The sequence below is a fragment of the Flavobacterium sp. T12S277 genome, assembly GCF_048514875.1.
Classification (GTDB): Bacteria; Bacteroidota; Bacteroidia; order Flavobacteriales; family Flavobacteriaceae; genus Flavobacterium.
Map to the genome: position 1 here is coordinate 100,792 of NZ_JBLYEG010000017.1, position 9,936 is coordinate 110,727.

The following is a 9,936-nucleotide window of genomic DNA, read 5'->3' on the forward strand; positions in this document are numbered from 1 at the left end:
CTTATTCATAGACAAAAACTCGCTCAACAAAATTAACTTCTGGTTTTTCTGAACTTAAGCCTCCCTCAATAAACATTTCGGTCCAGTTTTTTTGATTGTCAATCTTAAGATATTCCAATTTTGTACTCAACTTAACTTTCCCATCCCCGAAAAAAGTATCCGAACTTGATTCTTCTATTCTTCTATTATCGGAGTTGTATTTTCTATAAATTACCATTTCATCCAAATACACGGAATCCTCTTTATTATTCTTCGAATGTTCTTCTATAAGATTTCCTCTTTCATCATACACTAATACATCCTCAGACTCTGAAATTTTCGTTTCTCCTCCCTGATAATCATAAGAAAAGCTTGTTTTTACAACTTGATTTTTATTATATACATACTTCACTAAACTTCTTAAAGTATCATTATCCGAAAAATAACTTTTCTCTTCCAATAATTTATTTCCGGCATCATAACTATAAATCGTTCTTCCGGTAATCTTTTCATCATCATCGTAACCTATTGATTCGATCTTTTGCTTTAAACTATTGTACTTGTTCTCCGGAAAATCAGACTTTTTAGGAAACATTTTATCTTCGACAAACTCCCCATTCGAATTCTTTTTATACGTGGTGTAATTTTGCATTTTACCTTTTACATACTTGCCGTTCTTTTTTGTTGCATAGTAAAAGTTCTCTGTGTATTCTTTAATATTTCCGAATAGTTTCTCATTCCAATCTGCAGATAATTGTGGCGCATTATAATCTTCTGCCATCATTTTTTTTGGTTCTGGCTCTTTCAGATTCGGGATCATCTCAAAAGACCTGTCTATACCATAAATAGGTTCAAAAAGAACAAAATCATTTTTAATTGGAGCAATAGTCTGAATAAAGATGTAGTTCTTTTTTTCATTTATTATATCGTCTATCGTAAATAATTTTTTAAACTCTTCAAAACTCATCGTAGGATTAGCTTTAAAAGCCTCAAAAACACGTTTACTGATATTACCTCTTACATCACCAAAACCAGCCCTTTCATCATTGATTTTTTTATTTTTCTTCTTTAATTCTGCTAGTTCATTGTGGCTGTAATTGACCAATACATTGCCTAATTCATCATAATTTATCAAGCGCATCTTATTTTTCCGATCGCTATTCAGATCAACGGCCTCTATCAAAACTACATTGTTTATAACATCTACTAAATTGTACTCAATGTTATTTAATTTAAACCTACTTCCTATATCCTTTTGAGAAAGCTTTACCTGAGCATAATCTGTAATGAATTTAATATTGTAAACCACACTTCCTTTAATTTCATCAAGCTCGTTGTTGTTTTTAAAATTTACAGCATTGTTGATCTGATCCTGTTTGCGCAGCGTCGTAAAATTCAAATTAACCTCTTTTCCGTTCTTGTATTTATACAAAAACTCGCTTCCAAAAGAAGTTCCTCCAACATGCTGAATTTCAATCAACTCTTTTTTCAGATTAAACAGCTTGCTGGTTACAGGGTGAAAATCTACAATAGAAGGTTCATCATTTTCTTTAAAATAGGAAGGAAAGCGCGAATTAAACAACAGGTCGTATCCATACTTAGATTTTTCCAATTTCAAAATTCCTCTTGCGATAATCGTATCTATTGAAGAATTTATCACTTCAGCAGATTGAATTGCTTTCTTTTGAATTTCATCCATTTTTCCCTTTACTTTTTTAAATGGGAAATTAGGAGCTTTAAAAATTTCTTTATTTACATTATACGTAACTTCATAAATCATGTCTTTCTCCTCTTTACTTGGTTGCTTTTTTTGGGAAAACACAGAAAGACTAAAGCTCATCAAAATCAATACAATTCTATTCATTTATTTATTTTTCTTGAAAAGTACATTTTTTTGTTCCAAAAAACCAATATCTTTTTTTCAAAAACGTTATCCTTATCTTTACTGTAAATTTCTTTTCATGAAACGTCTGCTCCTTCTATATGTGCTCCTCTTTACCAATTATGCCGTACTGGCTCAAAACAAAGACAGCTGGATTGCGTTTTGGGACAAAGACACTACCCATATCGGATTTAAAGACCTGAACGGAACTATTAAGATACCACCAAAGTTTATGGGATTTACTACTGCCCGTAAATTTGACAAAATTATTGCTGTAACCGAAGAAACCGGCCAAAGCTGGAAGAGTTATTATCTCAGCAAATCCGGTAAAATAGTCGGACGCGACAGTTTGTACATTTTTGACAATGGTCCTGATTGTGAAAACGAAGGTTTTATTCGTTTTACAGACCCTAAAACAGACTTAACAGGAATGTTTAACGGTGACGGAAAAATTGCAATCCCTGCGGAATATAGCGCCCTGACCAAAGCCCGAAACGGAATGATTATCGCCTTAAAAGGTGCTGTTAAAAAGAAATTTGGCGACGAACACTTTAGCTGGTCCGGGGGAAAAGAATATCTGATTGACACTAACAATAAAATCCTAATTGAGAATTTCGCCTATCATGACGAACTTAATTTTTATTCTTTAGAAAAATCAAAAGTCCCAAGTAAAGACAAAACAAGAGAAAATTTCCCTGGCTTCGACGGTCAGTATTATTCGTTCATCAATTATGAGAAAGAATTTAAATTGTGGTTAAAAAACAGTTTGCTTTCTGATTTATCAAAAAAGAATTTAGAACGACATTCCTTTGATAAAATCACCTACTGGAAAGAACCAATTGGCTGGAAAAATGAATCCAAAGCTGCCTTTATCCATCAGAATTATACTTATCTAAAATTAAAACTTGAAGAATTAAAAAACGCTAAAACGGATTATTTTGTATCAAATGACGGACTTAATCCATTTATTTTTGAAACAGATGAATATACGGCTTACTTCAACAATTGTAATGAAGCTAAAGAATGGATGTATCCCGTTAAAAACATAGTTATTACCTCAAAAAACAAAGCCGACTTTAAACAAGATCATCTTGAATTTTTAAGAACCGAAAACGGTTATAAATTAATACTTGTTGCTGCGGGAAAAAATAATCTTAAATAATTAAACCTAACTTTATAAAAATAACAAAAGCATGAAAAATTTCTTTTTTTTAGGAATTGCCATACTGTTTGAAATCATTGCTACTTCGGCTTTAAAAAAATCGGAAGAATTTACAAAACTGATTCCAAGCATTATAACCATTATTGGATACTGCGGTGCATTTTACTTTTTAAGTTTTGCGATCAGAACCATTCCGGTTGGAATTGCTTACGCCATTTGGTCGGGAGTCGGGATTGTATTAATCACCATTATTGGTGCTATTTTCTTCAAACAAATACCTGATTTACCTGCGATAATTGGATTAGCCCTAATCTTAATTGGTGTTGTTGTAATTAATGTTTTTTCGAAGACAACGGCACATTAGGGCATTTTAAATCAATAATTGATAGTATCATTTGATACTATCAAGACACACATCACACTAAAAATCAATACTTTGACAACTTTCAGAAAAGCAACAATTTCAGATTTACCGGAAATGCAGCAATTGTATACCGAAACCATACAAGCTGTTTGTAAAAACGATTACAATCCTGCACAAATTGAGGCCTGGACTTCAGGTGTTCATAATACCGGGCGCTGGTTAGAAGTTATCCATACACAAATTGTTTTATTGGTTATTATCGAGTCCAAGATTGTTGGTTTTGGCACTTTGAAGGATGGAAATTATATTGATTTTTTCTACATCCACAAAGATTATCAAAGACAAGGCATCGCCAATACACTCTTAACCGAATTAGAACGTGAAGCGAAGAAACAACATTCAAAAATCATAACCTCTGATATCAGTATCACTGCTAAACCCTTTTTCGAAAAGAACGGTTTCACCTCAATAGTCGAACAGCGAAATCTAAGATTGGGGGTTGAACTGATTAATTATAAGATGGAAAAAGAACTGTAGCTGTGATTGTTTCAAGTTTCAGGTTTCAGGTTTGAGCAGAACGTGAAACTTGAAACAAAAAACTACTTCCGCAAGTTTCGGATTTTATACCTGTAAAAACCTGTCGATATTTGCCTTATAAAATGGAACGAAAATGAACACACAGGAAAACATTAATTATAATCGGATTGCTGATGCAATTGATTATATCAAAGCCAATTTTAAAGCGCAGCCCAATCTTGATGAAGTTGCCGAAAAAGTGCATCTAAGTCCTTTTCACTTTCAGCGTTTGTTTACGGAATGGGCCGGCACAAGTCCGAAGAAATTTTTGCAGTACATTAGTGTTGAACATGCCAAAAAAATACTTCAGGAAGACCGTCAGGCGACTTTATTCGATGCCGCTTTTGACACTGGTCTTTCGGGCACCAGCCGCTTGCACGATCTGTTTGTCAATATTGAAGGCATGACCCCTGCCGAGTATAAAAACGGGGGAAAGAACTTAGCAATCAATTTCAGTTTTGCCGAAAGTCCGTTTGGAAATATCATTGTGGCTTCAACCCTCAAGGGAGTTTGTTTTATGGCTTTTGCAGCAAGTGAAGCAATAGGCTTTGAGGATTTAAAACATAAATTCCCCAACGCTGTTTTTTCCCGAAAACTGGATTTAATACAACAAAATGCATTGTTTATTTTTCAAAATGACTGGAGTAAACTATCCGAAATTAAACTGCATTTAAAAGGCACCGATTTTCAATTGAAAGTTTGGGAAACGCTCTTAAAAATTCCAATGGGACAGCTTTCTACTTACGGTTCTATAGCGCAGCAAATTGAGAAACCAAATGCTTCGCGCGCTGTGGGAACTGCTATTGGAAGCAACCCTGTCGCTTTTCTGATTCCCTGTCATCGCGTCATTCAATCCACCGGAACCTTTGGCGGATATATGTGGGGGAACACCCGTAAAACGGCTATTATTGGCTGGGAAGGTGCACAAATAAATCCTTAATTCTTCTGCCGCGAATGCACGAATTAAACTAATGCTACTGTCTATTTTTTTTCAGGATGTAAAAAAGAAATTCGTGAATTACTTCGTCCGTTCGCTATCGCCTGGATCGCAGGAAAAAAAACTCAATCTAAAATTATTATGCAAAATATATCCTCAAAAATTGCTTCTCTTCACTGGGACAGCATCACCGAATCTATGCACGAAAATGGATTTGCAATCATTCCGAATGTGCTTCATAACGATCAATGCGAAGCTTTAAAAGCCAATTATTCCAATCCGGATTTATACCGAAAGACGGTCGTTATGGAACGCTACCGTTTTGGCTTAGGCGAATACAAATATTTCAATTATCCGCTGCCTGATTTAATTCAGAGCCTGCGTACTTCCATTTATCCCAAATTGGCTCCCATTGCAAACACTTGGATGAAAGCCCTTAATATCCCGACTGTTTTCCCCGATACACACGAAAAATTACTGGAGCAATGCCATGCCAATCACCAATTTAAGGCGACTGTTTTAATTTTAAAATACGGCAAAAGCGGTTTCAATACTTTGCATCAGGATTTGTACGGAGACGTTTATTTTCCAATTCAAATTGTACTTTTTCTCAATGAACCCGACGAAGATTTTACAGGCGGTGAGTTTGTATTGACACAGCAAACACCGCGGGCACAATCTAAGGCCATCGTACTGAAACCTAAAAAAGGAGACATTTTAGTTTTTACCACCAATTTCAGACCCGTAAAAGGAACAAAAGGATATTATCGAGCTGCTATGAAACATGGCGTTAGCGAGATTCATTCGGGTGAACGACATACTTTAGGAATTATTTTTCATGATGCTTTGTCTTGAGGTTCTGAGGTACTAAGATTCTGAGATTCTTAGCCTTTGAAACTTAAAAATAAATGTCTTGACACTGTTAAATCTCTAATTGAGATTTAAAGAAACCTTTGTCCCTTTGCACCTCTGTCCCTTTGCACCTAAAAATCTCAGAACCTCAGCACCTCAAAAAAAATGCTCCTACACTCTAAAATTTCCGATTCGGATTTACGAAGTAAAATTAAAAATGTAGAAATTTGCTTCGGTGGAAACCGAAAACTAAAGATCTACGGAACGCTAAAATGCAATTCCGGGAAAAGAATGAAACGAGAAAACCGGGTTTTCTTTTCTACTCGGGAAGAAGCCGAAAAAAATGGTTTCCGACCTTGCGGACATTGCATGAAAACCGAATGTCAAAACTGGAAAAATGGACTTATTTAATCCGCATACCGACGAAACAACGAATCTGCTTCCTAAAGACGGGACGGTTAATTATTACGGAAAGCTTTTTTCGAGAACAGATTCAAATCGTTATTTAGAGGTGCTTCTCGATACGATTGAATGGAAAAATGATGAAGCAGTTATCTTTGGTAAATTAATTTTAACCAAACGAAAAGTAGCCTGGTACGGCGATTCGGGTTTTGAATATACGTATTCCAATACGACCAAAAAAGCACTTTCATGGACGACAGAATTACTCGAACTAAAAGCAATCATGGAAGAAAAAACAGGAGAAACCTTTAATTCTTGTCTGCTCAATTTATATCATTCCGGTGAGGAAGGAATGGCGTGGCACAGTGATGCCGAAAAAGATTTAAAAAAGAACGGTGCCATTGCCTCGGTGAGCTTCGGCGCTGAACGGAAATTTGCCTTCAAACACAAAGAAACCAAAGAAACGGTGTCTTTACTTTTAGAACACGGAAGTTTACTGGTTATGAAAGGCACTACCCAAACGCATTGGTTGCATCGGTTGCCTCCCACAAAAACGGTTTCAAAACCCAGAGTTAATTTGACGTTCAGAACTATTGTAACACCTTAGTACAACACTACTTTTTTTTGAATGCCACAGTTTGATACGAAAGAATCAAAGCGTCCTCAAACATTTCGGGTCTTACTTTTGAAAGCGCTACAATCGTCCAGCCCTGTTTGCCCCATTTATTGGGAACCGGATAAAAAATCATCTCACTCGAAGCACAAAAAACAGACTGGTCGATTTCGGTTAATTTTAAAACGGCGGTGTTGTTCTTTTCATCAAAAGTGGCGAATATTTTTTTGCTGATACGAAAAGATGTTTTCTCAAAATGAGGTTCTTCTGTTGCATCCGGAAAGGATAATGCAAGGGCTCTGAATGTTTCAATTGTAACCATATGTAACTCTTTTTTTTAAGATTCTATTGCTTAAAATTGATGAAGTCCCCTCTCTTACCACCCCTGATTCAATCCGTTTTTAAGAACTTCCTTGTATTTATCGGTATCAAAAGTATACAAGTTCGGCGCTTTGTGCGCAACGTTGCTTTTCTTTTCGTCCAGTTTTTTCAGAATCCCGATGTTGGTGATTTTACGCAAAAAGTTTCGTCTGTCTAATTTTCGATCCAAAATGGTTTCATACAGCTTTTGAAGCTGCGGAATGGTGAATTTTTCAGGTAACAGATTATAACCAACGGGCATTAAATTCAGCTCAATCCTAAGGGTAGTCAAGGCTTTATCGAGAATTTCTCTGTGATCTAAAATGAGTTCGGGAACTTCTTTGTGATCGATCCATTCTATAATTTCCTGACTGTTTTCTTTTTGTGGCACCGCTTTCAAAAAATCAATCAAAGCATAATATCCAATGGTTATAAAACGCTGGAGGAGCCATTTCCCCTCTTCTCTCGGAATATCATAATGATCCAATACTGCATTCCCAAAATCCTGATCGTATCGATTTACACGGCCAAAAGTCGCAAACTGCCTTAAAAAAATCCCCTGCATTCCGGTGCGTTCTTTTAAAACGGTAACTGCTGCGGTGTCAATATCCTCCTCAAGGGGTATAAATCCTCCGGGCAAAGACCATTTGTCATCAAAAGAAGTTTTGATGAGTAAAACTTTAAGCTGATTGTCATGAAATCCAAAAATGACACAGTCAATCGAAAGTCCGGGTTGATAATTTTCGCTATTTTCTATTATTTTTTTCGGCATCCGGTATTTCTTAAATCAGCAAGTTCTTTAATAGTCCTTGCAATTTAATGCATTTTTATAAATCCGAAGCCTTTTTAGACAACTGAGTTTTTGTTATATTACGGATTTCCGTAAAAGACAAAGCGTGTAATTATCACAATTTTTGCTTAAAATAAAAATGGAGTTAAAAAAAATAATTACATTGCGTCATAATAACACATTTGAAACGTGTTTTGTTCGTTTTTGAACAAAAAACCACAAACATACTGTAAACCAACACCCTGTTTACCCTTTTTAATCCAACAGGAAACGTAGAACACTAATGCAGGAGATATGAGTCACAATCCGTTAAAAAATATAAATGAAAAAATCAGGAATAAGATCTGGGAGTCATTCGGGTTTGTTTCTAAAACGTATCTTCTGGAAGCTTCTTTAAAATATAGTGAAGAACAGGAGCGAATTTTCAACGAAATGATTGTTGAAACGGAATCGAAAGATAAAAAAGCAAAGCGGGAAGCTTTTGACAAAGCCCTCTATGCCTCGTACAAAGGAATTGGTGCCATGGACTTTATCCACACCGTTTTAAAATAATTCTTAGTCGGTATGCTATAAAAAAAACGGAGGTGTTTCTACCTCCGTTTTTTATTATTATCCGTCTAGAAAAATCTGGGCGACATTATTGATTTTTGATTTTTGAACAATTCGAATCGCAGGAATATCTCGTGTGAACCTGAATTGTAATTGCGCAAAGCGGTGGTGTCAAAATCGTATGCATATCCTACGAACAGGCCTTCTGTAATTTGAAACCCGGCCAGAGCACTTACGGCAGCATTGGATCGATAAGCCGCTCCAAGTACAAACTTCTCGTTGTACATGAAGTTTGCCGAAAGATCTATCTGCAAGGAAGCCCCTGCGCTCATTTTGGTCAATACTGCGGGTTTAAATTTAATTGAAGGAGACAAATCAAATACGTAACCGCCTATAAAATAGTAACATATTTTATCCTTGTAAATGGATACATTGTTATCGTTGTATCGATTGGTTTCGATAAAAGCAGGGATCGACAAACCAATGTAAGCCTTATCGGAATACCAATATACACCGGCTCCTATATTGGGTGAAAACACGCTTTTTAAATTTTGAAACTGTGGGTCTCCCTGTCGTTCGGGGCTTAATTTATTGGGGTCCAGACTGAACAAATTGCCTGTTCCCCTAATCCCAAAAGAAAGATTAAAGGTGGCCGATGTGGGTACTGTATACGATATATCGGCCGATAATGTGTTCTCATCCGTTGGCCCTATTTTATCGTTTACCAACGAAACCCCCATTCCCAACTTACTATTGTTCAGCGGTGTATGTACCGAAAAACTGCCTGTTTTGGGTGCTCCTTCGAGTCCAATCCATTGGGTACGGTACAATCCGAAGATACTCGTTGTCCCTCTTGAACCAGCATAAGCCGGGTTTATAGTAAGCGTATTGTACATGTATTGGGTAAACTGTGAATCTTGCTGTGCAAATCCAATTGTGGAATAAATTATACAAAATAAAAATAATTTTCTCATGTTCTTTCTTTTAAGAAGGGCTCAGCTTTGTTTGACTGAGCCCTTTTTGGTTTAATTATTATTTACCGATATATAAGTATCCTACTTTTTCATGCGTTCGAGACTTGTCATCAGTGTATCTTATGACATAATAATAAGTCCCAACCAATTCGTCATTTCCTCCTCTGAAAACACGATCTACATTATTGTAGTGCTTACATTCGTATATCAGCCTGCCCCAGCGATTGTAGATTTCTACGGTATTATCCGGATAACATTCGAGACCATGGATATAGAAACGATCGTTCTCTAAATCTCCATTTGGAGAAAAGGCATTGGATACCTTAATCGCGCAGGCGTCTGTTGGTCCTCCAACTTCTATTTTAACGGATCCGGTAGTACAATTTTTAGGATTGCCCACCTGACAGATCTGATAGTCTACCGTATAAATTCCTCCCGGTGTGTTTGGCGGAACGGTAACCGTACCATCAGGGTTCAGGATAAATCCTGGAGGCGC

Annotated in this window: 13 protein-coding genes; 8 read left to right on the top strand and 5 right to left on the bottom strand. The window is 36.3% G+C overall.

The annotated features are described in order from the left end of the window. Position 1: 1 nt before the first annotated feature. On the bottom strand, positions 2–1,843 hold the full coding sequence (locus tag ACN1CN_RS20235) for a hypothetical protein (RefSeq protein ID WP_419137170.1): 1,842 nt from the start codon (positions 1,841–1,843) through the stop codon (positions 2–4). A gap of 97 nt (positions 1,844–1,940) precedes the next feature. Between ACN1CN_RS20235 and ACN1CN_RS20240 the strand changes: the two genes are divergently transcribed. From ACN1CN_RS20240 to ACN1CN_RS20270, 7 genes are all read left to right on the top strand, one after another. Beyond that, complete coding sequence (locus ACN1CN_RS20240; protein WP_419137172.1) at positions 1,941–3,023, top strand: hypothetical protein; 1,083 nt, start codon at positions 1,941–1,943, stop codon at positions 3,021–3,023. A 31-nt stretch (positions 3,024–3,054) separates the two neighbouring features. Then, on the top strand, positions 3,055–3,387 hold the full coding sequence (locus ACN1CN_RS20245; protein WP_264526269.1) for a DMT family transporter: 333 nt from the start codon (positions 3,055–3,057) through the stop codon (positions 3,385–3,387). Between the two features lie 18 nt (positions 3,388–3,405). After that, on the top strand, positions 3,406–3,924 hold the full coding sequence (locus ACN1CN_RS20250) for a GNAT family N-acetyltransferase (protein ID WP_419137175.1): 519 nt from the start codon (positions 3,406–3,408) through the stop codon (positions 3,922–3,924). A gap of 133 nt (positions 3,925–4,057) precedes the next feature. Then, positions 4,058–4,903, top strand: coding sequence for a methylated-DNA--[protein]-cysteine S-methyltransferase (locus ACN1CN_RS20255; RefSeq protein ID WP_419137177.1), 846 nt, complete (start codon positions 4,058–4,060; stop codon positions 4,901–4,903). Positions 4,904–5,041: 138 nt separating this feature from the next. Continuing rightward, positions 5,042–5,755, top strand: coding sequence for a 2OG-Fe(II) oxygenase (locus ACN1CN_RS20260; RefSeq protein ID WP_419137179.1), 714 nt, complete (start codon positions 5,042–5,044; stop codon positions 5,753–5,755). A 162-nt stretch (positions 5,756–5,917) separates the two neighbouring features. Next, positions 5,918–6,163: an Ada metal-binding domain-containing protein gene (locus ACN1CN_RS20265; RefSeq protein WP_419137181.1), complete on the top strand. Its 246-nt coding sequence runs from the start codon at positions 5,918–5,920 to the stop codon at positions 6,161–6,163. Then, positions 6,150–6,761: an alpha-ketoglutarate-dependent dioxygenase AlkB family protein gene (locus ACN1CN_RS20270; RefSeq protein WP_419137183.1), complete on the top strand. Its 612-nt coding sequence runs from the start codon at positions 6,150–6,152 to the stop codon at positions 6,759–6,761. The genes ACN1CN_RS20265 and ACN1CN_RS20270 overlap by 14 nt, the downstream gene beginning before the upstream one ends. Before the next feature lie 7 nt (positions 6,762–6,768). On the opposite strand, the gene ACN1CN_RS20275 is transcribed toward ACN1CN_RS20270, so the two are convergent. Continuing rightward, positions 6,769–7,089, bottom strand: a complete 321-nt coding sequence (locus tag ACN1CN_RS20275; protein ID WP_419137185.1) for an MmcQ/YjbR family DNA-binding protein — start codon at positions 7,087–7,089, stop codon at positions 6,769–6,771. A 54-nt stretch (positions 7,090–7,143) separates the two neighbouring features. Then, complete coding sequence (locus ACN1CN_RS20280) at positions 7,144–7,899, bottom strand: NUDIX hydrolase (protein ID WP_264526262.1); 756 nt, start codon at positions 7,897–7,899, stop codon at positions 7,144–7,146. Positions 7,900–8,211: 312 nt separating this feature from the next. Here ACN1CN_RS20280 and ACN1CN_RS20285 point away from each other — a divergent pair, with 312 nt between their 5' ends. Next, a complete protein-coding gene (locus tag ACN1CN_RS20285; RefSeq protein ID WP_419137187.1) occupies positions 8,212–8,469 on the top strand; it encodes a hypothetical protein in 258 nt (85 codons plus the stop codon). A gap of 65 nt (positions 8,470–8,534) precedes the next feature. Here the strand turns inward: ACN1CN_RS20285 and ACN1CN_RS20290 are convergent, their stop codons facing one another. Both ACN1CN_RS20290 and ACN1CN_RS20295 read right to left on the bottom strand, forming a co-directional pair. Further along, positions 8,535–9,440 (bottom strand): type IX secretion system membrane protein PorP/SprF, encoded by a 906-nt coding sequence (locus ACN1CN_RS20290; RefSeq protein WP_419137188.1) that lies wholly within the window; start codon positions 9,438–9,440, stop codon positions 8,535–8,537. 58 nt (positions 9,441–9,498) lie between these two features. Further along, positions 9,499–9,936: gliding motility-associated C-terminal domain-containing protein (locus ACN1CN_RS20295; protein ID WP_419137190.1), on the bottom strand; the 438-nt coding region annotated here is incomplete at its 5' end.

What these genes read in the sequence shown, in the direction of transcription:
- ACN1CN_RS20235 (WP_419137170.1), bottom strand. Translation starts at nt 1,843, where the DNA reads ATGAATAGAATTGTATTGATTTTGATGAGCTTTAGTCTTTCTGTGTTT.
- ACN1CN_RS20240 (WP_419137172.1), top strand. Translation starts at nt 1,941, where the DNA reads ATGAAACGTCTGCTCCTTCTATATGTGCTCCTCTTTACCAATTATGCC.
- ACN1CN_RS20245 (WP_264526269.1), top strand. Translation starts at nt 3,055, where the DNA reads ATGAAAAATTTCTTTTTTTTAGGAATTGCCATACTGTTTGAAATCATT.
- ACN1CN_RS20255 (WP_419137177.1), top strand. Translation starts at nt 4,058, where the DNA reads ATGAACACACAGGAAAACATTAATTATAATCGGATTGCTGATGCAATT.
- ACN1CN_RS20260 (WP_419137179.1), top strand. Translation starts at nt 5,042, where the DNA reads ATGCAAAATATATCCTCAAAAATTGCTTCTCTTCACTGGGACAGCATC.
- ACN1CN_RS20265 (WP_419137181.1), top strand. Translation starts at nt 5,918, where the DNA reads ATGCTCCTACACTCTAAAATTTCCGATTCGGATTTACGAAGTAAAATT.
- ACN1CN_RS20270 (WP_419137183.1), top strand. Translation starts at nt 6,150, where the DNA reads ATGGACTTATTTAATCCGCATACCGACGAAACAACGAATCTGCTTCCT.
- ACN1CN_RS20275 (WP_419137185.1), bottom strand. Translation starts at nt 7,089, where the DNA reads ATGGTTACAATTGAAACATTCAGAGCCCTTGCATTATCCTTTCCGGAT.
- ACN1CN_RS20280 (WP_264526262.1), bottom strand. Translation starts at nt 7,899, where the DNA reads ATGCCGAAAAAAATAATAGAAAATAGCGAAAATTATCAACCCGGACTT.
- ACN1CN_RS20285 (WP_419137187.1), top strand. Translation starts at nt 8,212, where the DNA reads ATGAGTCACAATCCGTTAAAAAATATAAATGAAAAAATCAGGAATAAG.
- ACN1CN_RS20290 (WP_419137188.1), bottom strand. Translation starts at nt 9,440, where the DNA reads ATGAGAAAATTATTTTTATTTTGTATAATTTATTCCACAATTGGATTT.